This is a genomic window from Blautia sp. AM28-27, assembly GCF_003480905.1.
GTDB lineage: Bacteria > Bacillota > Clostridia > Lachnospirales > Lachnospiraceae > Fusicatenibacter > Fusicatenibacter saccharivorans.
Genome location: NZ_QUJK01000001.1, coordinates 415,898 through 439,368, shown reverse-complemented (window position 1 = coordinate 439,368; position 23,471 = coordinate 415,898). Strand labels below are relative to the sequence as shown.

The 23,471-nt window shown below is 44.9% G+C and carries 24 protein-coding genes and 5 pseudogenes; all 29 read right to left on the bottom strand.

Features of this window, described 5'->3' with window-relative positions; all coding sequences use genetic code 11:
- Positions 1-186 precede the first annotated feature (186 nt).
- Positions 187-867, bottom strand: a complete 681-nt coding sequence (locus DW743_RS02095; RefSeq protein WP_004612634.1) for a hypothetical protein — start codon at positions 865-867, stop codon at positions 187-189.
- A gap of 80 nt (positions 868-947) precedes the next feature.
- Complete coding sequence (locus DW743_RS02090) at positions 948-1,433, bottom strand: hypothetical protein (RefSeq protein ID WP_117682908.1); 486 nt, start codon at positions 1,431-1,433, stop codon at positions 948-950.
- An 81-nt stretch (positions 1,434-1,514) separates the two neighbouring features.
- Positions 1,515-1,682, bottom strand: coding sequence for a transposon-encoded TnpW family protein (locus DW743_RS02085; protein WP_080786840.1), 168 nt, complete (start codon positions 1,680-1,682; stop codon positions 1,515-1,517).
- A 284-nt stretch (positions 1,683-1,966) separates the two neighbouring features.
- Positions 1,967-3,403: a virulence-associated E family protein gene (locus DW743_RS02080; protein WP_242995464.1), complete on the bottom strand. Its 1,437-nt coding sequence runs from the start codon at positions 3,401-3,403 to the stop codon at positions 1,967-1,969.
- Entirely contained in the window at positions 3,318-3,971 is a 654-nt protein-coding gene (locus DW743_RS02075; RefSeq protein ID WP_158568532.1) for a CHC2 zinc finger domain-containing protein, read from the bottom strand. The genes DW743_RS02080 and DW743_RS02075 overlap by 86 nt, the downstream gene beginning before the upstream one ends.
- Positions 3,972-4,077: 106 nt before the next feature.
- Positions 4,078-5,343, bottom strand: coding sequence for a serine/arginine repetitive matrix protein 2 (locus DW743_RS02070; RefSeq protein WP_147345089.1), 1,266 nt, complete (start codon positions 5,341-5,343; stop codon positions 4,078-4,080).
- A 269-nt stretch (positions 5,344-5,612) separates the two neighbouring features.
- Positions 5,613-5,768 carry a hypothetical protein gene (locus tag DW743_RS17915; protein WP_158568533.1) on the bottom strand — a complete coding sequence of 52 codons (156 nt, stop codon included), beginning with the start codon at positions 5,766-5,768 and terminating at the stop codon, positions 5,613-5,615.
- A 161-nt stretch (positions 5,769-5,929) separates the two neighbouring features.
- A complete protein-coding gene (locus DW743_RS02060) occupies positions 5,930-6,109 on the bottom strand; it encodes a hypothetical protein (protein ID WP_055261479.1) in 180 nt (59 codons plus the stop codon).
- 9 nt (positions 6,110-6,118) lie between these two features.
- Entirely contained in the window at positions 6,119-6,502 is a 384-nt protein-coding gene (locus tag DW743_RS02055; protein WP_117682911.1) for a TnpV protein, read from the bottom strand.
- Positions 6,499-8,382: a recombinase family protein gene (locus DW743_RS02050; RefSeq protein ID WP_117682912.1), complete on the bottom strand. Its 1,884-nt coding sequence runs from the start codon at positions 8,380-8,382 to the stop codon at positions 6,499-6,501. Before DW743_RS02050 ends, DW743_RS02055 begins: the two co-directional genes overlap by 4 nt.
- Positions 8,383-8,799: 417 nt before the next feature.
- Positions 8,800-9,144, bottom strand: a pseudogene (locus DW743_RS02045) (type IV secretory system conjugative DNA transfer family protein); the annotation flags it as partial.
- A 113-nt stretch (positions 9,145-9,257) separates the two neighbouring features.
- Positions 9,258-9,869: a group II intron maturase-specific domain-containing protein gene (locus DW743_RS18700; RefSeq protein WP_243034500.1), complete on the bottom strand. Its 612-nt coding sequence runs from the start codon at positions 9,867-9,869 to the stop codon at positions 9,258-9,260.
- Between the two features lie 126 nt (positions 9,870-9,995).
- A pseudogene (locus DW743_RS18695) lies at positions 9,996-10,830 on the bottom strand (reverse transcriptase domain-containing protein); the annotation flags it as partial.
- 684 nt (positions 10,831-11,514) lie between these two features.
- Positions 11,515-11,712: pseudogene (locus DW743_RS02035) on the bottom strand (VirD4-like conjugal transfer protein, CD1115 family); the annotation flags it as partial.
- Positions 11,713-11,785: 73 nt separating this feature from the next.
- A complete protein-coding gene (locus DW743_RS02030; protein WP_069989216.1) occupies positions 11,786-11,971 on the bottom strand; it encodes a transposon-encoded TnpW family protein in 186 nt (61 codons plus the stop codon).
- A 252-nt stretch (positions 11,972-12,223) separates the two neighbouring features.
- Complete coding sequence (locus DW743_RS02025) at positions 12,224-13,555, bottom strand: virulence-associated E family protein (RefSeq protein WP_117760457.1); 1,332 nt, start codon at positions 13,553-13,555, stop codon at positions 12,224-12,226.
- Positions 13,512-14,138: a CHC2 zinc finger domain-containing protein gene (locus DW743_RS02020; RefSeq protein ID WP_117515783.1), complete on the bottom strand. Its 627-nt coding sequence runs from the start codon at positions 14,136-14,138 to the stop codon at positions 13,512-13,514. The genes DW743_RS02025 and DW743_RS02020 overlap by 44 nt, the downstream gene beginning before the upstream one ends.
- Before the next feature lie 66 nt (positions 14,139-14,204).
- Entirely contained in the window at positions 14,205-15,800 is a 1,596-nt protein-coding gene (gene mobQ / locus DW743_RS02015) for a MobQ family relaxase (protein WP_117515784.1), read from the bottom strand.
- A gap of 298 nt (positions 15,801-16,098) precedes the next feature.
- Entirely contained in the window at positions 16,099-16,404 is a 306-nt protein-coding gene (locus DW743_RS02010) for a DUF3847 domain-containing protein (protein ID WP_069989220.1), read from the bottom strand.
- Between the two features lie 77 nt (positions 16,405-16,481).
- A complete protein-coding gene (locus DW743_RS02005; protein WP_069989221.1) occupies positions 16,482-16,919 on the bottom strand; it encodes a DUF6591 domain-containing protein in 438 nt (145 codons plus the stop codon).
- 2 nt (positions 16,920-16,921) lie between these two features.
- On the bottom strand, positions 16,922-17,380 hold the full coding sequence (locus tag DW743_RS02000; protein ID WP_069989222.1) for a DUF1700 domain-containing protein: 459 nt from the start codon (positions 17,378-17,380) through the stop codon (positions 16,922-16,924).
- Entirely contained in the window at positions 17,377-17,736 is a 360-nt protein-coding gene (locus DW743_RS01995; RefSeq protein ID WP_069989223.1) for a PadR family transcriptional regulator, read from the bottom strand. The genes DW743_RS02000 and DW743_RS01995 overlap by 4 nt, the downstream gene beginning before the upstream one ends.
- 226 nt (positions 17,737-17,962) lie before the next feature.
- Entirely contained in the window at positions 17,963-18,253 is a 291-nt protein-coding gene (locus tag DW743_RS01990) for a molecular chaperone (RefSeq protein WP_117515785.1), read from the bottom strand.
- Complete coding sequence (locus DW743_RS01985) at positions 18,246-18,524, bottom strand: ferredoxin (RefSeq protein WP_243004528.1); 279 nt, start codon at positions 18,522-18,524, stop codon at positions 18,246-18,248. The genes DW743_RS01990 and DW743_RS01985 overlap by 8 nt, the downstream gene beginning before the upstream one ends.
- A gap of 125 nt (positions 18,525-18,649) precedes the next feature.
- Positions 18,650-18,931 carry a DUF6809 family protein gene (locus tag DW743_RS01980; RefSeq protein WP_117515786.1) on the bottom strand — a complete coding sequence of 94 codons (282 nt, stop codon included), beginning with the start codon at positions 18,929-18,931 and terminating at the stop codon, positions 18,650-18,652.
- A gap of 17 nt (positions 18,932-18,948) precedes the next feature.
- Entirely contained in the window at positions 18,949-19,296 is a 348-nt protein-coding gene (locus tag DW743_RS01975; protein ID WP_117515787.1) for a TnpV protein, read from the bottom strand.
- A 33-nt stretch (positions 19,297-19,329) separates the two neighbouring features.
- Positions 19,330-21,132, bottom strand: coding sequence for a recombinase family protein (locus DW743_RS01970; protein WP_117760458.1), 1,803 nt, complete (start codon positions 21,130-21,132; stop codon positions 19,330-19,332).
- A 104-nt stretch (positions 21,133-21,236) separates the two neighbouring features.
- Positions 21,237-21,476 (bottom strand): annotated as a pseudogene (locus tag DW743_RS01965) (type IV secretory system conjugative DNA transfer family protein); the annotation flags it as partial.
- An 85-nt stretch (positions 21,477-21,561) separates the two neighbouring features.
- A pseudogene (locus DW743_RS01960) lies at positions 21,562-23,463 on the bottom strand (AAA family ATPase).
- Positions 23,464-23,471: the final 8 nt, after the last annotated feature.

Below are 23,471 nucleotides of genomic sequence, written 5' to 3'. Positions count from 1 at the left end.
ATTATACCTAAATGGTGTCTTTTAAAAAAGCAGTCAATCCTAAGACCAACTGCTTTGTATAATGGATATGAAGTTGTCAAACTGGAATTTTTTGCTAACATTATACTTCATCATCCCAAATCAAAGAACGCCTACTCATATACTAACAAAATAGCATTTTATTATATGATATAGAATTTACAACTTTTAAAAGTTATCATCAAACTCTTTGTTTTCTGTATTCTTTTTTAAAGCGATCCATAAAACTATAAAAAAGAGGACATATACAATCATTCCCACCACAGTTGATTCCTGAGCATATTTTGTTGACAAATTTAGCAGTCCTTGTTCTTCTCCAATCTCTTTTATAATATCAAAATCTGCAAACTTCTCCATCCAATGTCTTAACTGCCATAGGTAATAAATGATTACAGCAAAATATATACCCGCAATTCCTCCTAATCCCAAAGTACAATTTTTCATAGATTTATTCCACAAAATTTTTTTCTTCGCAACACAGACATATAAAACAAAAATAATAGCACTTCCAAAAATAAGGATTCCCATTTCCATCATAAATGCTGTAACAATCAAATTTCCTGAAAATTTCGTAAAGTGTTCTATAATAGCGTCCAGCCCCATTTTTAAACATGCTGAAATTAAACCGAACACAACTCCAGTAAATCCAAGTTTTAAATAATTTTCATTTTCTATTTTAATAGCTAAATACAACATAGTGCTATAAAGCATCCACAAAATAAAAGATGCTATAAATAATTTATCAAAATACCCCCACGCCATATAAGGCACACCTACCAACCACTTTGAAAGCAGTCCAAATAAAATGGTTGATATGGTTACGATTGTTAAATTTTTACTATTTACCATTTGCCAAACCTTCTTTACTTATTTTGATAATTGCTTAGTGACATATTGCTTCATACTTTTTGATAAATTGTAAAGCAATATTATTCTCCTGTTTTTTTGTTACAAGTCACTTCTATCCAATATACTACATAAGCACATAAAAATATTGCAACTGGAATAAAAGATAACGGTTCAACATAATTTACAAGCTCTGATATGCCCGTAAAAAACGCATATTCTGTTTCAGACTGTGGGAAAATGACAGCATAACCATATGAATGTGATAAAAGTGTAATAATAAATGGTATTACAACACATACTGAAACTGCCATAATCGTATTCAAGACACCTAAAATAGTAGACTTGCTTGAATGTTCAAATATCTTCTTCTTTGAAAGAAACCACAATAAGATAAATACAATTCCGATTACAATAAATTCTCCAATTTGGTAAAAATTAAGAACGCTATTTTCTAATATTATTTCCCCATATCCGAGCATGGACTTTAAGAAAATTTTGGGTTGTAAACAAATAACCAACCCTAGAACTATATAGAGAACAAAAACAGCCATAGAAACATTCAGCATATTCGATTAAACCTCCTTTATAATTTCAGATTTATTACTCACATGATATCATATTTTTTCTTCATTTACATCCACCTAATTTTAATAAACTGCCATTCGGCTTGCTTCTGTAACCAGCATCCGGTTAATCTTCTCCTGCATTGTTTCCTTTGCATCTTCATTGAAATGATAACGGACAACATAGACTGTCTGCCCGATTTTCTTTGTAAATGTGTTCCCCTCTGTTTTTGTATTCATCATTTTTTCCATAATCATTTTTTCCTTTCTTTCCTGTGCCCGACAGAGAGAGGATTGTCTTTGTCCCTGCCGGAAGTTTATCTGTACACTGACAACATAAGTGTCAACATGGGGTTTGAAACTTTTTACTGGTTGTTTTTTTATTTTCCAAAATACTACTGGAAAGTTTTTTGAATGTTCTTGTTGACACCTGTAAAAAAAGCTGAAACGCCAGTAAATATAAGGGTTTTAGGTGTCAACAAATCTGTCAACAAGCGATAAATTTACAGAAGATTTGTAGCCTTCCGATATCAAAATCAGCCTTTCTCTCTGTCGGGCAGGTCAAATGGCAGCTCCAACTGTTCTGCCTTCGTCAGCTTCGTAAATCCGTCTTCGTCCGGTTCGTTGCCACCCTCTTCTGTTCCTTCCCTGACCCAGCTTCTCTGTCTGCCATATCCTTCCTTTGAAAATCTGTGGATTCCATCCCTCTTCCAGCCGGTGATCTGTGTATCCATAATGGAACAGATCTCATTTGTCTCGAATTTTTTCGGCTCCCGTTCAAAATGGTCAAAGGCTTCTTTCCAAATCTGGACGGAGCATACATGAGTTCCCTTGTAGGCATCTAGCCAGCCCTGAATCATTCCTGCCATCGTATCTTCCTGTGTGAACTGTTTCCGGTATTCACTGATCTTCTGTTCCATTTCTTTTGAGAATTTCAACAGACTGCTCTTATTCTCCGTTGACCAGTAGATTTCCATTGCTTCTGCCCATAGCTGGTCAAAATAGGCTCTGGCTTCTTTTTCATCATCAAGGATATGCTTCTCTGCCTTGCTGCTGTCTATGGCAATCGGCAGGAACCGTCTTGCCCCGGTACGGTCAAAGGGAATAAACTGCCTTGTGTTCGTTGACCCGGCAAAGATACACTGACGCTTCCGATCTTCCTCATATTTATCATAGGGATTCCGGTAAGTGTCTTTCTGCCTGGTCAGGAATGATTTGATCTCTTCATTGCTTTTCGCACTGATTGCTGCAATCATCTCTGACATTTCCATGATCCAGTGTCCCCGGAGATGCTCATATATCTTACTGTCGTTCAACTGTTTCAGGTCATCAGAAAACCAGTCATCATTCAGTGCAAGGAAACGGAAGAATGTGGATTTCCCGGCTCCCTGCTGACCTACCAAACAGAGCATTTCATCTGCCTTACAACCCGGACGGTAGATTCTGCTCAACGCTTCCATCAGGAAATGTTTCACAACCTCATAGACAAAATCCGAAGCATCAGCTCCCATATACCGTTGCAGTACATAACGGATTCTCTCCTGTCCGTCCCATTCCAGTTGTTCCAGATACTCACAGATTGGGTGGTATGCCCGGCTGTTGGCTTCTATGCGGAGTGCCTTATCCATACATTTTTCACTTGTGAGCTTGTAATACCGTTCAAAGAAATAATAAAAATAAGTCCTGCCATCATCGTCCAGTTTGCAGATTTCCTCATTCCACCAGAGTTTTTTCACAATATCAATCCTGCCTGTCAGCTTGTTGTACTTCATGCTCTCACGCACAAGCGGATCATTTCTCAGCACGACCATATAATTTCCTACCGTTGCTTTCGCAGTTCCCTTTTGTGTATATTCCAGCATCTGTTTCACTTCATCGACTTTACTTTTATCTGCCATCCGGAGCATTTCTTTCATGGCATCTTTCTGTTCTTTTGTAGCAATCTCCTTTATCTTCTCTTTCGCATTGCTCAATCTTCTCCATCTCCTTCCATTTTTCTTTGACAAGGACTTCCTTATCTGCCCTATCCCCGAAGAGCAAAATATCCAGATAATACTCAACAACCGTCAGTTCACTGAGAGAAATCATAAACTTTTCATTCCATTCTTCTGTCCATGTTTTTGGTGCATACTGCTCTTTCCATTCCAGAAGTAGGCTACGGTAATTCAGATATGCTCTCAGGCATCTTAGATATTTTTTCTGCCAGAGTTCTTCCGGTGTCGGCTTCGGCTTTTTTATTGGAACACGTCTCTTGTTCTGCAGTGATTCCCTGTCCTTGCCGGAATAAAGAATCCTAAAATCATCTGCCAGCTTCATAGCAGCATCTTTCAGTCCAATGCCAAACAGTTGTGCTGTAAAATCAATCGCATCTCCCGTACAGCCACACCCGAAGCAGTAATACCTCCGGTCAACTTTCATACTGGGTGATTTGTCATTATGAAAAATACAACGGATCAGTCCGCTCCTGTTGGGCTTCAATCCATACAATTCAACAGCCTGCCGGACAGTCACGTTCTGTTTTACTTCATCAAATAATCCCAATTCATTTCCTCGCTTTCTTATAACTGCTTCCCAAATCCGGGAATCACTTTTTACTCAAAAACAAAAAGGCACTTTGTCCTGTCCTTACGGAATCAACAAAATGCCCTTATAGTTCCAGATCACTAGAACATGATTTTCCTTTATTCAGTTGTTTTCTCTCTGCCTCTTCTCTTTGAATCTTTGCTACATTCTGTGCAAGTCTTTCCCTGATAGATGGCTTCACTTCTTTTTTGATTTCTTCTACAACAGCTTTTTTCTTCTCTGGCTGTTTTAACTGTTTAGTAATCCGTATGACCACTTTTTCCATTGCAGTTTCTATTTTTCTTATCAGCCCGTCCAGTCTTTTTATTGCATAATCCTTTTCTCTTTTGGAAGCCTTGTGTTTCGGATCCTGAATCCACTTTTTAGAATCTTCTGCCAAACGGATATCATCTCTTCTGGTAGCCAGCATTGCTTCTTTTGCTACTTTCTCCACTGCCTTGTCATAAGCTTCACTGGATACTTCATCAAGCAAGGTTTCCACATCTTCAATACGGATGGTAAGCTGTTTCAGTTCCTCTCTCTGTTCTTCAATTAGATCACCCTGCTTGAATATACGGTCTGAATTATTTGCAAATTCTGTATCCTGCTGTTTTATTTTTTCTTCCTGTGACTGAATAATTTCTTCATTTGCACGCACATACCTTGACTGTTTTGCAAGCTCCAGACGATTCTCGTTCACCTTATCAATCTGCATAAGAATTGTTTCCTGTTGATTCGCAATTTCTTCTTTCTGCTTCATACGGATATAATCTTGTTTTTCCAAATACTTTCTTCCACCATACGATGGTTCTTCATCAAGTTCCAGTCCGTGACGTTTACAGATATCTAAAAACATTGTCCGGCAGGCAGAATCAAAAACAACCTTGCGGTTATTTGTCTTTGATCTCTTCTTTTCTGGATCTGGAAGTTCAAATCCAAGTTCTTCCAATGCTGTTTCCTGTTTCGGCTCAATTTCTCCATATCGGTTTGTAGCATCGAAAACATGACGCTCATGAATATGAGGTGTTGCTTCGTCCATGTGTAGCGACCAATCAATAATATGCACGTTAGAGCCAAACCGCTTATCGAACTCTTTCTTAAACTCGTCAAATACTAAAATCAGGGTTTCCACAGAAGCATGTTCATCTATTGTTCCAAGCTGATAGATACTTTCTTCCGGACAGGTCTTTTTGTTTTTCCAAACATCTTCCACTTCTTTGCATCTGTCTGGGTGTCTGGCTTTCACATGTCTCTCATTTTGCTTCATAACGTAATTTCCATAATGCTCTTCATAGAATGCCAGCTCAATTTGTTCAAAAGAAAAATTATTCTCTTTTCCCTGATCTTCCATTGTGGTATATCCCTGATAGCAATCCCAGTAAATATTTTGCCGGACTCTTTCATTGTCGATATGCTCACTGTGTTCCGGATTAAATCTCCGATCATTATGAAGCGGATTGTAAACTCCATTTTTCCCAGATCTGCCATTATGCCTTGTTCCTTTCATTTCACATTTCTCCTTTCTTTCAAGTTGTTTCCCCGAAGGGATTGCAGCGAAGCTGCTTAAAGGCTCTGTCGCCGTTACAGATAGTACCCAGTACCATATGGCGAAACGCCATATCACTGGGCAATGGCTGCCGCCCTTAACCTGCTAAGGGCTTCGCCCCTTAACCCCAGCAAGGTGCTGCCTCCCTTTGCAATCCAGGCACAAAGGACTTCCAGTCCTCTGTACTCCCGGCAGACAAAACGTAATTCCTGCCGCTGTCCCTTCGGCATGATCTCCGTTCCGTCTGTTTTTCAAAAATCCTCTGCATCGGATTTTGTGGAAATATAATAATAGACAAAATAAAAGGCACTAACTTTTTACGGTTAATGCCATTTCCTTTACTCATTCACATTTTCAAATGCTTCCTGTGTATTTGAGAGTCCCATTCCTTTCACTGTTTCAGATAACTGCGATAGCTGTCTATCACAGAATCTGTAACACCGTTTTTGTACACTTTTCGGATATCAACAATTTTTTCATCTTTCAGTGCTTTCAGCCAATCCAACAAATCTTTTCTGCTGTTTACAAAATTACAGCATCTTCCGTCTGCATATTCAATCCGGTATCTCATAAGCCCCTCCTACACATACACCAATTCATTTAAAATGATTTCATCTACCCGGCTTCTCACATTGTTTGCCCGGCGAACCCATTCCATTTGATCTCTGCTTTTCAATTCCTCTGTAATACCTTCCTGTTCCATGATCTGATTCATGAGAAAATCTCTGTATTCTACGCACTGCTCATTTAAGTCTGCAAGGTAAGTCCAGAGTTCCCCAGTCAATGTCAGATAGGAATATAAGCCACCTTTGTAGTCTTTCAGATAGTTTCTGTGAAGGCTTCCATAAAAGCCAATATCACACTTTTCTTCCGACACAGCGATCAGTGGCAGATAGATTTCCCCGACAAGGATATAATCCAGACCATTGCTGTCATCGTGAACGATTCTTTCTAATTTACTCATGCTGATGCAACTCCTTTCTTCGGTTCTGCAGGTGGAAGCAGTGATACCGGAACGAACACACCCTTTGCAATATCTTCCTGACGGATTTTCTCTTTTTTTGCATCCATTTCAGCTTTCTTTTTTGCTTTTGTCCGTTCATAGTATTCTTGCTGCTTGCCACTTGCTTTTCTTTTCAGGTAATTCTGATGAAGCCTGTCTTTTCTGGCTTCCCGCTTCTTCATTTCTTCAATTTCCTCTGACGTCATTTCCACCTCACCGAAATGTGGCGGTAAATATTTTCCAATGAAATTAAAATAGATTTCCACTTCCTGAGTTGTCTCAATGCTTCCTTTTCGGTCACGCTCATGAACCACAATCTTTTCAACAAATTCGTTCAGCATGTAAGTGGTCAATTCATCAAAGTTTTGGTATTTATCAACCAGAGCAATAAACTTCTCCGCTGATCTGCGACCTTCTTCATAACCTGATAATTCAGCTTCCATATCTGCAATTTCTGCCGACAAATCTTTCTGTTCTTTAGAATATTGTCCGTCAAGAATCGCATAACGTTCATCTGGCAGCTTGCCAAGAATATTGTCCTCATAGATTCTGCAGATCAGTTTTTCCAGTTCCTGCACACGCTTTTTTGCTTCTGCTAATCTGCTTTTCAATCTTATGATCTCACTGGACTGCTGTGAAGTCTGTGCTTTTTTTACTGTCTCCAAAAATTCTTCACGATTCAACTGTGAATACTCCGCAACAGCCTTTAAAAGTTCCTTAATCAGCTCCATAACCACATCGGCATTAATTCTGTGCTGTGTCTGGCAGAGTGTTCCAACCGGAACTTTAGAATATGCAGAACAGGTATATTGTGGAACTCGCTTGCCATTATTTACCCGATGAACATACATTTTGGAACCACAGTCTGCACAATACATCAGACCTGTCAGTGGGTGGGCTTCTCCCCATCCATCTGGATACCTTCTCACATTGCTTCGGATTCTCTGCACATTGTCAAAAGTTTCCTGATCTATGATTGCTTCCTGCGTGTTCTCAAACACCGTCCAGTTATCCTCAGATACATAATGGCTTTTCTTATCCTTGAAATGCTTTCTGGTCTTGAAGTTCACTGTATGACCAAGATACTCTCTTTTCTTTAGAATACCGGCAACAGTAGAAGAGCCCCAGCCATAAGGATCTTTGATTTCTTCTACTCTGCCTTTCCATAATCCGGCATCTTTCTTTGCCATATGAACCGCTGGTATCTCAACCTTATCCTCTTTCAGTGCCCTGGCAATCTGATATGGTCCGTATCCATCCATTGTCATGTGAAAGATTCTCCGTACAACTACAGCTGCTTCTTCATCAACGATCCATACATTCGGATCATCCTTGTCTTTCAGATACCCATACGGTGTTGTACTTGCCACATGCTTGCCGGATTTCCCTTTCGCCTTGAAAGTGGATTTTATCTTTTTACTGGTATCCCTTGCATACCATTCATTCATGATATTTCGGAATGGAGTAAAATCATCGTCCTCCCGGAAGCTGTCTACATTCTCGTTGACTGCAATCAGGCGGACATTTTTCTGTCGCAGCAACTCCATATATTGTCCGACTTTCAGATAATCTCTTCCCATTCGGCTCATATCTTTAATCAGGATCGTTCCGACTTTCCCTGACTCAACTTCTTTCATCATGGCAAGAAAGCCTGGACGATCAAATCTTGTACCGGAGATACCATCATCAGTAAAATGAACAAGATTGGTAAATCCATGTTCTTTTGCATATTGTTCCAGCAGTTTCTTCTGATTCGAAATACTGTTGGATTCTCCGTTTAATTCATCATCACGACTAAGACGTTCATACAACGCTGTCATGAATCCTTGTTTCTCTGTCATAGTCAGATGCCCTCCTTCCTTTGTTTATTAAATTCCTGTTCTCATCCCATATCCGTTCCTGTACCGGGTGCTGATGTTTCCGGGACGTATTAACCAGAAAAGACACGCTGAATGCCTATTCAGTTCTGGTATCACTATGGGCAGGCTGTTTCGTTTTCAAAGTTCGTGTAAGAAGTAAAAAAGTTCTTTACACTAAACGAAATGCTCAGAGGTCTTTTTACAGCCCCCTTACTACATTTTTTTGATTTCGTGTCATCTTTTTAAAGTTCCTTACACAATCTCTGTACTGACGAAACAAAATACGGACATGTTTTAAAATTGTTTTTTACAAAATACAATTTTGTTCTTTAAGGTAAAAAAATAAGCCTCAAGAGACTTTTTAATCATTTTGGAGCTCCAACTCTTTAAAATTGATTGATTAAGAAGTCTCTTCAAACTTACTACACCGGCTGCCAGCTTATATTTCTTATACTGCCGCACTGCGAAGTGGTTTGGCTTTTCCGATTCCAGTGCATCAAACATCAGGTCTACGGGATTTTTGAACTCCTCGTCATCCTCCCGGACTTCCATGGCGTTGATGAACTCGATGAGGGTGGAGAAGTTTTGCTCCTCCACCGGAGCTTCATAGTGGATATATCCGATCAATGCGCAATACAGCAATGTTTCCGCCTTGACCCAGAAATCGTCTCCGGCCTTGCCCTCGCCTTTGGTATTAGCGATTAGCGTTGTCACCAGCTTCAGAATATCCTTTTCCGAGTGGATGTCGGGTAAGAGACTGGCATTGCTGCCAGCCCCTCCCCTAAGAACCGTACGTGACAGTTTCCCGTCATACGGCTCAAGCCTATCGTAAGGCCTCGTGTAAAACGAAACCCGGCTCAAATCAAGTAGTCCGGCTCATGCAGATTTCGATGACACCAGGGATGTACCATAATAGCAGGCCACTTCCTGTTGTTTTCGGTGATAAAATGCGTCTTAAATCCTGTTTCAGATGTAATTCTTTCTCCGCATACAGGGCAGCACCGTTTTTGGTTGTTCCAAATTTTAACGAGTTTTTCTCGTCCTTTGGTGCTGTTCAGCATTCTTTCCCCGTCACGTTCCTCATAATATCCCGTCCATTTTTTATCGAATGGGTTGGCTTCGGCGGTGATTTTCTTGAATCGGATGATTTTAGTATTTGCCGCGTATTCCAGCTTGAGGTATTTTTCATCGAAATCTTTACCGCGGAAAGCAGGCTCTGCTGCAAACGTCCACGTCCGGTTATCAATATGGTGCCAATATTTGTTGGCAATCCATTTCCTACCTTTTCGTTTGTGTCTGCGGCAAGCCCACTTCCATAGGCACTCGAAAATCCTGTGGTCAACTAATCCAAAAATATCCGCAGAAACTACATAGCGGTGGTAGTTGACCCAACCGCGAATCACAGGATTTAGTTTGCGAATGAGCAAGTCCTGCGTGGCGGTTTTGTTCTCCTTAACAATAGTCCGCACTTTTTTGAGGAAAGCTTTTACTGCATTCTTTGACGGCTTTATAAGCAATTTTCCGTTGTATTTCCGAATGTTCTGCCCAAGAAAATCAAAGCCGTCGCTGATATGTGTAATCACCGTTTTTTCCTCTGAAAGTTGCAGGCCGCGTTCCGCCAGAAAGTCCTTGATAAGCGGCATAACCTCGTTACGCAAAGTTTCCGGGCTTTTCCCGGTGACGATAAAGTCGTCGGCATATCGCACGAAATTAATCTGGTCGTAGATGGTTTTACCTGCCACCGTCCGTCTCATCGGGAATCTTTCTTTTAGAATCCGCTCCAGACCGTCCAAGGTCATGTTCATCAAAACTGGCGATATTGTGCCGCCCTGTGGGGTCCCTTCCTCTGTCGGAAAGATTTTTCTGGTTTCCACAAAGCCACATTTCAGCCATTTTTCGAGCATTTCCTTGTCCATTGGGATATTTTTTCATTAACCAGCTATGACTGATATGGTCAAAGCACCATTTAATATCTCCCTCCAAAATCCATTGAGGCGAATCGGCTCTGCACAAATCGTTAAAGCATTGCCCGATGGCATCGTGTGTGCTTCTTCCAATTCTAAAGCCGTAGGAGTTCGGGTCTGCCAGAGTTTCTGCCAATGGTTCCAGTGCAAACTTATATAATGTCTGCATGGCGCGGTCTGTCATCGTTGGAATACTCAGCGGGCGTAATTTTCCGTTTTTCTTCGGGATATACACCCGTCTGAGAGGTTGGGGCTTATAGCCCCGGCGTTTGAGTTTGTCAATCGCCTCGAATTTGCCTTTTGGCGTTTTCCATAATTCATGGTCTACACCAGCGGTATTTTTGCCTTTATTACTTGTCACACGTTTCACTGCCAATGCCTTGGCATAGAAAGAGTGCGTCAACAGCCATTGCAGAGTTTTCACTTTGCTGTAATGACCGTCTTTTTGAGCCTTTACGATACGCATTTGCAGCTTTTTAACATAGGCCTCCGCTTTCTTCCAATCAATGGATTCCCAGCTTCGTGCCCTGTCAGCAGGCGCACACAGTTTCCTGTTCATTTGCAATTCCTCCTCTCAAAAGTTCTGTAAATTCTCTCGTAAAGATAGACCTGCTGGAAGTCAGCCCGCTTTCGCGTGGGATGCTGTTTCAATCCCTATCCGTCCTCATTACAAGGTCGGCGTTCGCTTTTTCCAGCGTTCCTTACCCGCGTTTCTATCGGCTTTCCTTGCGGTCAGCTTTCCGAATATACGGAGAGAGCGCGGGCTTAACACGTTTCACGTAATCAACCGTGTAGGTTAGGTGCCGCCTATCCGCCGGCAGTCATGTTTGTCCATGTGTTCCCAGCTTACAGGAGAACATCCGACTGCACACCTTTTGGTTCAGGCCTATCAGCAACTTTAGCCTGGTTCCCGCTAACGACGTTTAACAGCGATTTACTTACATTCACCATACTACACAAGCCAAGCTCCCCAGCCGGACGTTGCTTCCAGCTTTTCGCCTCTGCCTCGAGGTTTCGGCTTAACCCTTTCGGGAGGGCTACCTTTTCTCGTCATGCTGCCTCACGGCCGTTGCCAGCCGCTTCGGTGACGATAGGCTACTGCTAATGGAATAACAGGTTCGGTCAGCGCCGAACAGTTTAATTACGCGACCTCGTGTCGCGCGTATGCAAAGGGGTTATAGTGCATGGACTTCTTGAAGTTGATGGTATTTAGAACCTTGATGCGGTAAGGCTCATAAATGACCTTGCCATGCTTATCCTTCATGGGCTTTCCGTCCTTCCCCAGCTTGGGCGCACCCCTTTGGAGCATTTTTCCGCACTCCACCAAAATGGTTCCCTTCGGAAGCGTTTCGTCAAGACAGAATGTGCATTTTATTTGCAAACATTTTATGAACAACTCACATCCTGCCTTGACGATGGTTTTATCCGCACATGGCGGCGTTGCGAATGTCGTTTTTGATAAGGCGTAGCACCTTATCGTCCATTGTTTCCTTGCTCGTCTGACTGAAATGGATGCCCACCATGTAGGTGGTCTTTCCAATCTTTCTGACAAGGACGGGTGCGGTCTGCTCGGTGGTTGTGGGTGCTGTGTTCTTTGTTTTTGCCATTGAATACCTCCTTGAAATGGAAAAAGCCAGACAGGGTGTGAGGGGCGGCAACGAAGTCCGGCAACGGGCTTCAAAAAACCTCAAACATAGTCCTATCTGGCTCTTTTACTATTTTTACTTTTTTCTTTGATTTCTCCGTTGCTTTCGTTGCCGGAGAAGAAAACTCCTTGTAAATAAAGGGGTTTTAAGGGATTAGCCCTGCAACGGGGTCGGCAACGGGATAGCAACTGGCTCGGCAACACGGTCAGTTTTTCAGAATGGAAGTTCCATCTGTCGGGCTTCTTCCTCGGTCAGTTCCCGAAAACCGTCAAGCAAATTTGAGCCTGTTGCCGATAGCTCGTTGCCGGACGGTGGGGTGCGTTCCCATCCTCGCTGTCTGCCGTACTTAGCAAAGATACGGGGATTTGAAAATGGTGTCCATCCCTCGATGCTGTTGTTCATAATCTCGTTGATTTCTCGGATTTCCCATTGCTTCGGCTCGTCAAAGGGATGGTTCAGAGCTTCTGCATAGATCAGCTTGGAGCAGACCTGTGTGCCGTTGTAATTATCAAGGAAAGACTGTATCAGTCCTGCCTTGGTGTCCTCCGGCATGAATTGCTTTTGCAGTTCTTTCAGTTCCTTGTCCATATCCTTGGATAAGGTCAGCCTTACAGGGAAATTATGATAGATGAACATGGCTTCTGCCCACATAAGGTCAATGAACGCTCTGGATGCAGCTTCATCTTCCAGAATGTGAACCACGGCATTTTCGGGGTGTACCATGATGGGCAAGAACCTACGGTTGCCGCTTCGGTCAAGGGGCAGAAAGTCCATTGTATTGGAAGAACCGCCGAACACGCATTGCCTAAGTCGGTCTGCCGGATGGGTTTCATACGGCACTTTATAGGTTTCTTTCGCCCTGCTGATAAAGGACTTAATATCCTCAATGCTCTTGGCGTTGGCTGTGGCAATCATTTCCGACATTTCGATTATCCAATGCCCCTGCATCTTGCGGTAAACATTGTCATCGTCAATCTTCTTTAGGTCATCGGAAAACCATTCGTCCTTGACTGCCAACAGTCGGAAGAAAGTGGACTTTCCTGCACCTTGCCCACCAACAAGGCAGAGCATGACTTCAAATTTGCATCCGGGCTTGAATACTCTGCTGATAGCTCCCAACATGAACAGTCGCAAGCATTGATAGGTGTACTCGCTGTCCTCTGCACCGAGGAAACGGGTCAGAGCGTAGCGGATGCGTTCTGTGCCATCCCATTCCAGACTGTTCAGATAGTCACGGATGGGGTGGTACTTATTGCAGTCAGCGACAATGGAGATAGCTTTCTGGATTTTCTTCTCGCTCGTCAATGCGTATTTATCTTCCAGATAGAGCATCAGATAATTCAAGTCCGTATCGTTGAGTGTCGCTGTCTGCTTGCTCCACCAAAGGGGCTTTACAATGTCGATACGCTCCGTGAGAATGTTGTACCTGACAGCACCTTGCAGATATGGGTCATTCTGAAATACTGTCAGACAGTTCCTTATGCTGTTCTTGATAGCTCCGCTATCGGTCAAGTCCAGACTTCCTCTGACTTCTTCCACGGTCATGCTCGGCTGTGGGTTCTGCAAATCGCTGTTCAAGTTTCATCACCTCTTTTCTTTGCTCGGCAACCAGAGCTTTCTTTTCTTCGGGAGTGCCGTACAAGAGAATATCAAGCAGATATTCGATATAGCTTTCTCTTTGCAGGGCTTCCACGAACAGGGGATGCCATTCATCCTCCGGCTGTATCGGTGCGTACTGCTGTTTCCATGCTCGGAGAGAGTGGAAGTAATCGGTCAGCACCTTGTAGCATCGGTTTTCTTCCTGTTGGTATCTCTGTTCGGGGGTAGGTTCTCTAATCTTTGGTCTGACGGATGGCTTCTGTCTGCTGTCATAGCAGATACCAAAATCATCAGCTAACTTCATGGCGGCTTCTTTGCTTGGCAGTCCGAACAGTCGAGAAACAAAATCAACTGCATCTCCGTCTGCTTGGCAAGCGAAACAATGGAAACGCATATCCACTTTCATGCTCGGATTTCTGTCATTGTGAAATGGGCAGACTGCCATGCCGTGACGATTGACACGGATGCCGTACATCTCTGCCGCCTGTCGGGTGGTAACATTGTCTTTTATTGCTTCAAATACATTCATTGCATCATCCTTTCGGGAAACAAAAAAGGCACTCGACATTTTCGCAAAGAAAACGGCAAGTGCCTGTTAGAGTTCCATATTCTGTTTTTTGTGCTGCGGAGCTTTCTGCTCCGGCTGTTTCTTGCCCTGCTCCTGCAGGAACTTCACTTTCTCCGTTACGGAGTGCTTCGGTTCGGGCTTCTTCTCGACTGCCTGTTCCGGCGTGAGGACTTTGCCGACCCAGTAGCGAATATCTTTCATCGGCTGTAATTCCTCTTTGACGGTTGCAAGCTGTCCGGCAAGTTGGCTGTGGGTTGCTTTCAGCTTGTCATACTCGGTTTGCAGAGCATCCAGATTTACATTCAAATCAACGCCCTGTTTTTTCAAATAACGGAACGCCTTATTGAAGCTGTCCAGTTCGTCCTTATGGCTTTCTGCAAAAGCGGCTTGCCTTGCTTTCCAACCAATTTTCAGATACTTGTCATGGACTGCCTTGTGGGTCTTGCAGTCTGCCACGGCGTTCTGTATGCCGGTAATGACTTTCATTCGGGCAGATGCTTTTTTCATTTCGGCATTGATTGTCTGGGCTTTCTCATTCACGCCTTGCAGGGCGGTGTCCAAATCTTCCAGAGTGAAAAGCTCATGTTCTTTTAAATAGATCAGAGCTTTGGAGACAGCTTTCAAATCATCGGCTGTGCCTTTCTGCTGTCCGTATCTCGACCAGTCGCTGCGTTCTGCCTTTCGCAGATTCATATAGTCACGGAGCAGAGTGGAGAGGTCGGGCGAAGCATTTTTCTTTTCGGCTTCCATTTCTGCAAACGCTTCTTTTGTGGCAGACACAATATCCGCAATCCAGTCTCGCAGATTTTTGATGGTACTGCGGATAGCGTTCATCATGCGGTTGGCGGCTTTAATATCTCGGTTCAGATTGCCGATATTGGTTTCAATGCCCTTGCGCTCCAGAGCAGAAACGGCGGCTCCCATGTGGACAGTCGGGATAATGTCAAGCCCTTGTCTTTCATAGGAACGCATATCCACACGCTCGGCACTTCCGGCAAGCTCCAGATATTTATTCTGAATGACTTCCCATCCGTGTCGCCATTCCTCGGCGTGATACTGTTCGTTCCAGTCAACGGTATCTTCCTTATGGCTTTTCCATCTGCCGGACGGGAGCTTGATACGCTCGCCGTTCTCGTCAAGGTCATAAACCTTTCGGCTCTTGGGCATCCACTTTCCGTTTTCATCAATGGCTCGCATGGTCAGCATGATGTGGCAATGGGGATTGTGTCCCGGAGGATCTGGGTCATGGATTGCAAAATCACAACACATTCCTTTGGACACGAAATGCTCATTGCAGTATTCCTGCATCATCTGCGGACACATTTCAAGTGGCATTTCTCTCGGCAGGGCAACAACGAAACGCCTTGCAAGCTGTGAGTTCCATTGCTTCTCCACTTCCTCGGCAGAGTTCCAGAGTGTAGCTCGGTCTGCGTATTCGGGTGGTGCATTGGTTGGGAGCATGATTTCCGTGTAAACAACCTCATGCTGTTTTCTGCGGTGGTCTTTGTGCTTCTGGTCATACTCGGAAAACAATTTTTCTCCGGCTTGGTAGGCGGCTCCGGCAACGGCAGAGTTGCCTTTGCTTCTCTGAACAATTCGTATGTTCAGATGGGGTACTGGCATTTTGTTTGAACCTCCTTTCTCGGTGCAATAAAAAATGACCGATACTTTTCAGCAGCGGTCAGATGGGGAAAGTATAAAACTTGCTGACGGTGAATGATTGCTTGCAATCATTCATCGGCGGCAAGTCCACAAAGGGGTAGCTGTCACAAGACAGCGCAGGGGAAGTGTAGCTTCCTCTGGATGATTGGAGCAAAAGACTTTTGCGGAAATCATCAAGCTCCCTGCAAGGGGCTTTCGGCAGAACGCAATCACCATCTTTAGGTGGTGTATAATTGCGCCCTGTTTCTCAACAGGGTTTTTAGCTCCCGTTCGGTTGCTCATTTTCCTTTCGGTTCGCAATCAGCATATTCAGCTTCTTTTGAACCGCTTCGCTGTGGAAGATGAAAGTCAGAAGCTCCATCACATCATCGTCCGTCAGAATGGTCGGTTCTCTCAAAAAGGTTTCCAACATTCCGGCACGAGTACAAAGGCGGTGGGTTCTCTCGCTTCGGGTCAGTCGCTTGATTTCGCTTTCCAGTCGCTTTTCCTTGTGCTTGGCTGCGGTCAGCTTTTTCTCCGCAACATACTGTTCTCGTTTCAGCTTTTCCAACTTCTCATTGGACATCGGGTCAACTCCTTTCGCAATAATGGATAAAACAAAAGCGACCAACTTTTTACGGTTGATCGCCTTTGGCTTAGTCATTATTCAAATGAAATGTAAATAGTTAAATTATCGGGTATGTAGCTGATACTCAATCCTTTTTCGTCATTAGATAGAAGCGTACCAATAGAAACATAGTCCTGTCCCTTGATTTCTTCTGATACATCCTCAATCACGGAGAAGCCTTCTTGTTTCAACAGCTCCATATATTCGTTATAAGCACTTTCGTCTATATCTACAATGCTGATACTGCAATTCTCGTGTTCTGTATCGAGCATAGCCCACGCAACTGTACCGGACGGAACAGGAAGTCCCTCTGTGTATTCATTCACAGGCCATACACCCTCATCAAGCATCGTAATACTTTCAGATTGTGTATTGCTTGTGTTTCCTGTGCCAGTTGGTGTTGTTCCCAGGTTGGAACACGCTGTCAATGACAGCATAAGTAAAACCGCAAGTATTGAAATATATTTTTTCATAGTTACCTCCTGTTGTTGCGGACTGTTCGGATAATCTGAATGACAGCAAATGTAACAGCGATTATGCCGACCACTAAAATGACTTGTGATGCATCAAAACCGAAAGTCCCCTCAACTTGAATGTTTGTCATTGCGTCTGCTTGCCCGATAGCTCCATCTGGCACTTTATCAGATTTTGCAGTAGCATAAATTACAAAAGCAACAACAGCTACCACAAGGGAAGTAACGCTTGAAATAATCCCTTTTCGTTTCTGGGGAGCAGAATTATCAATTCCAAACTGTTCTGCTGTATTGTCAGCAAATTCTTTTGGTGTCCCCAACCTTTCGATTACCTGTTGTTCAGTTTCTCCATGCTCTGCAGCAGAAGCAAAGATTTCATTCAGATCACGCACAACCTCAGTTTTGGCTTTGCGTGATAAATTCAATTCCTTTTCAACCTGCTTAATATATTGTTCTTTCATTCTGACACCTCCGTTTGTTGATAGCTGGCGATAAAGCCATTTACGCAATCTGTGTAGCTTGCCCAAAACATAATCAATTCCTGTAAAACTTCCTTTCCTTTGGGAGTAAGGGAGTAATATTTCTTAGAGCCACCATTAGCTGCCGCTGGTGCTAAACGACATTGAATTAGCTCTGCCTCCTGCAAGCGATACAGAATAGGGTAAATCGTCCCCTCTTTCGCATATCCCAAAACAGACGCACTGTTATTTAACTCTGTGATAATTTCATAGCCATAGGTTTCTTTGCGTCCGATTAAGGATAAGAGTATCATTTCAAGAGAGCCTTTTTTGAATTGTTGCACATACTTATTATCCATACTCTCTACCTCACTTTAGTTTTGCTACTTAGCATACCTAAATAGCAAAACTAATTATACTACGGTCTGCAAGTTCAGTCAATATAGTTTGAAAGAAATTCACATCTATAGCGGTAAATTTTACATTTTCGTCATATTCGATACCTTATACATCCCTATGTACTTGCGGTCAAAACATCGGATACAGACCCGACATTTTGACCGCATATCAACCCTAAACGCTACATTATTCCGTCTGACTGACGAAACCGTTTTGCTTGGCGTTCTCGCTTGCTTTTCGTCTGCGTTCCTCGCTGTACGGCGGCTGCAGACGGATGGACAGTCGGGACTTGTCCAGAACATAGGACACGCCGCCTTGCTCGTAGGTCTTTTCCAGTCGGCAAAGGTCGGGGTACTTCTTGGAGAACGCCGCCAGTCTGTTCCTCAGTCCGGCATTGTAGGTCTGGATGTGTGCTGTGTCCTCGCCCTCGTTGAACAGGACGATAGTTTCCTTTTCGTACTTCGTCAGCTTACTCATATAATCTCTCCCTAATGGAAATCGGCTGATTATCGGAATGGTACTTGTGGTGGGCGAAGTGTTCTACTTCCAGTCTCATGTTGTAGAAGAAACAGCGATACCATCTGTCGCAGCTCTCGTCACTCAGCTTGACTGCCAGAGTGAAGAACAGCTTCTTTGCCGCAGGATCGGGAGCAAGTGCAGCCGCAAAACGCAAGCGTTCAACGGTGGCTTCACGGTTCGGACAGCCAAAGGCATAAAGGGCTTTCTTTTCGTTCATAGACATTCTCATAGATAAATCCTCCTTGAAATTGTGAAATTAAAAGCGACAGAGACTTCACAAGGAAATACCTGTCGCTTTGCTTACGGTATGAAATTGTGGGGTCTGAACTTGCTGAATTGTCCAGTCTTTTACCTCTACTTAGTAGGTGGGAAGAATGGGCTGTGGAAGATTTCGCACATCATCAGAACGCCCATTGTAAAGCCATACTTGAATTGGACTTCATTGGTTATGTTGCCCTCGTCTGCGTGACTGTCGCAGAGCTTTTCAAGCAAGGCGTAGTCCTCTTTGCTTAGCTTGTCCTCGAAGAAAGACATAATCCTTGCAATCTCCCCGGTGGCTTCACGGAACTTGTCGGACTTTGGTACGACATTCTCGCTTGCGTAAATCTCGCCATTGAACAACGCTTCTAAAATCATAAAATTTAACTCCTTTCTCAGCAGTAAATCAGTTCGCCCTTGATGGTTTCCTCTGCCTGTGCAACGCAAGCGTTCATCTGGCGAACCCATTCGATTTGGTTTTCTGCTTTCAACTGCTCCGTCACGCCGTATGCTTTTGCAAGCTGCGGAATGATGATTTCCAGTCGCTTCTTGGCGGCTTCCTCAATCTCCGCACAATGCTCATAGAGCGTTTCGGACAGTACCATGTCGGAAAAGAGGATGGGGTGTGCCAGTCGCAGATACTCCTTTCTCATTCGCCCCCATTTTCCGAGACGGATATTCGGCTTTGCCAGTTTGATGTCGGGTACATAGTAGTCTCCGCACTTGATAAAATTGAGTTCCATAGTGTTTTCCTCCTTGAAAATATATTTTGTTTATTACGCACATCGGGATTTTTCGGCTTCTGCTTCGGCAGCTTCTTTTTCCTTTTTACGCTGTCTGTATCTGCGGACAGTTTCATTTCTGCGGTCTTTGCGTTCCTGCTCTTTGAGTTCTGCCAGTCGCTTTTCTTCCTCTTGCCTTGACAGGACTTCATCTTCGGTATCTTCCACCACAAACTGACCGATGAAATTGAAGTAGAGGTCAATGCGCTGGGTGCGGTTGGCGGTTCTGCCGCCAGTCGCTTCATAGACAACGATTTTGTCAATAAACTCATTGAGCATGGTCTGTGTGATTTCCGTAAAGTCACGGTATCGCTTTACCAGTCGGACAAACATTTCTCCGCTTTCTTCCTCTTGCCGGAGTTCGCTGATCTTCGCTTCGATTTCAGCGACCCTTGCTTCAAGCTCCTGTTGCTCGGTGTCATACTGAGCCATGAGCTTTTCAAACTGTCTGTCGGGTATCTTGCCGGATGCGTTGCCCTCATAGAGTTTTTTGATGAAATTATCCAGTTCTGCAATACGCTTTTTTGCGGTTACAAGCTCCTTTTTGCTGTCGGTCTGCACAACTGCTTGACTGGCACTTGTAAGCTCTTTGACTTGCTGTAAAAATGCCTGTTCATCTTTCAGCACATAGGCGGCAACCTTGCGGATAGCTTCATCCACCAGACTGTCCAGAGTGGATGCCTTGATAAAGTGCATCGTACACTCGCCGTACATGGATTTGTAGGTTGGACAGCGGAAGTTGCTGTCTGCATCGTAGGTTTTTCCGTCTGCTCTGTGCTGTGAATGTGGGCTTGCATAAGACAGGCGTTTTCCACAATCCGAACAGTAAAGCAGTCCAGACAAGCGGTGGGAGTAAGTCCCGTTAGCCAGAGTACGCTTTGTTTTCCTGCGGAGCTTCTGTGCCAGATGCCATGTTTCTTCATCGACAATGGCTTCATGGGTATTCTCAAAGATGATAAGTTCATCGGGTCTGGCTTTTCTTCGCTTCTTGGTCTTGAAGTTCTCGCAGATGGTCTTTCCCAACACGGTATGCCCCATGTATTCCTGCTTTTCAAGAATATAGGCAACTGCGGTACAGTTCCAACGATATGGGTCATGGTAGCTGTGGTTTCGGCTCTCTCCATGCTCGGACTGTTCCAGATATGCAGACGGTATCAGCACCTTTTCCTCGGACAGCTTATTTGCAATCGCCTTTGTCCCCATACCGTCAATAATCATCTGGAATATTCTGCGGACTACCTTTGCGGCTTCCTCGTCAATCAGCAGATGGTTCTTGTCCTCCGGGTCACGCTTATAACCATAAGGGATAGCACCGCTGCATCGTTTTCCGTCCTGCATCCTTGAACGGAAGATAGCACGGATTTTGTTGCTTGTGTCCTTTGCGTACCACTCGTTCATAATGTTCAAAAACGGAGTGAAGTCATTTTCGCTTGGATTGGCACTATCCACGCCGTTGTTGATTGCGATAAATCGGACACCTTTTTCGGGAAACATGATTTCCGTATAAAAGCCGACTTTTAGATAGTTACGCCCAAACCTCGACATATCCTTTACGCAGACAATATCGACTTCTCCTGCTTCGACTGCGGCAATCAGAGACTGAAATCCGGGGCGGTTGAAGTCAACGCCACTATAACCATCGTCCGTGAAATGGCGGATATTCTTAAATCCCTGTGCCTTGGCATACTCCTCCAGATATTTCTTCTGGTTGGTGATACTGTTGGATTCGCCCTGCATTTCATCGTCACGGCTCAATCGCTCATAGAGGGCTGTGTACTTAGTTTTCTTGGTTTCCATTGGCTTCCTCCTTTCTGGAAAATTCATATAGGGTACAGAAAAAGCCACATGGCAGAAGATTTTCGTCTTACCGTGTGACTTTTTCTCTGTCCTATATTATTGTAACCCTTCGGGTCAGTCACGACGTAGCTGCTGTGCATCTGCATCAGATTCGGTTTGAGCCAGAAGCGGGTCTTACCGGAACCGGAGCCGCCAATCACCAGTACATTTTTGTTTCTGGCAGTCTTGGGGTCCTTGGGGCGGCTGTTCATGGTCAGGCTCTCCGTTTTCGTCAGAATCACATTGTTCTGAAATACAGGATCAACGTAAGGTGCAATATCCTCACGGGTTCCCCATGAAGCGTTTTGTCAAGTGCTTTTTTGAGTTATTGACGCAAATTATCGTGAAAGTGCGAAAGTGCAAAGTGCAAAGGGTCTGCGTTTTGCGCTTTCAGCTTGCGGGTTCGGGCGGCTGCTTCTTCTTGATGAAGTTGTACCATTGACCGCCGACACGCCTTGCGCCTAAAATGCCGCCCATGTTGCGCTTGGCGTTCTGTACCGTCCTTTCGGATATTCCGGCTTCGGCTGCGGCTTTTACAATGTCCTCGCTGGCAAGCTCTTTCCCGTCTGCAAGTAGGTCAAGTATCAGCCTTTCAGCCTGTTCGGTTTTGGTGGCGTTGTTGCCGCCCGCGCCGGACAGCAGCTCGTCGGCGGTGATGTCGTATTCGCCTACCCACGAAAAGCCCGTTTCCGGGTCAAGGCAAAAGGCAACGGGCTTGCCCTCCGGCGCAAGGGAAGATTTGTCATGGACGATAACGCGCACATTCGGCTCACGCTTCACGCGCCCGATTAAAAGCACGCTCCGGGCGGCGGCTCGGAAGTCGATAGAACCTAATCCCCGGTACGCGCTCTGTCCTCCGGCTGCTTTGTTCAAATGCCCGATAAGGATAACGGCACACCCGGTACGCTCGGCAACATCGGCAAGGCGGCGGAACATGGGGCGCACTTCGTTCGCCCGGTTCATGTCGGTTTTTTCGCCCATATACGCTTGTATGGGGTCAAGGATAATCAGACGCGCCCCGTTCTGTACGATTGCTTTCTCTATGCGCTCGTCAGATAGGGTAAGCTCCCGTTTTGCTTCATCAATCACAAGCACCCGGTCAAGGTCTGCGGCGGCTTCTATCAAGCGGGGCTTGACGGTATCTCCCAAACCGTCCTCGGCAGTCTGGTAAATCACTTGGAACGGCGGCAGGGGCTTCATGTTCGGAAGCTCCCGCCGGTGGTGCAGGCGGCGGCAAGGCGTAGGGCAAAAGTGGTCTTGCCCTCGCCGGGATTGCCTTGCACAATGGTTACTTTCCCAAAGGGGATATACGGCTCCCATAGCCATTCAACGGTCTGTGTGTCAACCTCGCTCATGCGGATAATCTCAACGGTTTCTTCCTGCGGCGGCTCTTTCAAGCCGTAAATCGCTTCCCGGATATACTTCCCGTCCGCGATTTCTGCCCGGTGCTGCAATACCTCGTTCCAGTCCTTGTAAAGCGGCACAAGGCGGTGAACGGTCAAGCCCTCCGGCACAAACTCCGCAAGGCGGCTGCAAGCGTCGCTTCCGGCTTGGTCGCTGTCAAGGCAGAGGTAAACGGTCTTGATGTTCGAACGGTCAGAGAGGAAACGCAACAGGGCTTTTTCTCCCACGCCGCCCAATGACAAATAGCTCTGTTTCTGCCATGCCTTTTTGAACAGGCAGAGAAAAGATAACAGGTCAACCGGGGCTTCAAAGACAAAAAGCCTGTCGCCCTCGCCCCGGTAGCAGAAATTAAAGGCTTTGTCGCTGCCTTTTACATCAAGCCGGAAGTTTTCCCGCCGTTCCCTTGCTGTGGGCGTAGCGCGGTATTCCGTCCTCGTCCCGCCCCACAAATACGGCGTTGTGGTGGGCTGTGTCCTCGTAAATATCGCCGCGGGCAAAGAAAAAGCCCGTCACATCTTCATCAATGCGGCGGGCTGCTGTGAGGTAATTCCTCGCTGTTCGGTTGTCGGTGTTCCGGGGTGGTAGCCGGAAGTTGGAGAGGGGCGCGGGGCTTGGTCTGTCCGGCGGTAGGGCGGCTCCTTTCTCGCCTGTGAGAAGTTCAACAGCTTCGGTAAAGCTCTTGCTGAAAAACTCCATGACAAAATCAACGGGGCCGCCGCCTTTGCTCTGGCTGTGCCTGTACCATTTGTTTCCCCGGACGGTCAGGCTGTCGTGCCGCTTCCAGCGGTATTCATTTCCGGCACGGGTAAGCTGCTCGCCCTGTGATTGCAGGAAAGAAACAAGGTCGGCTTGGTTGGCGCGGTCTATCTGTTCTTGGGTGTAGTACATAAAAGTTC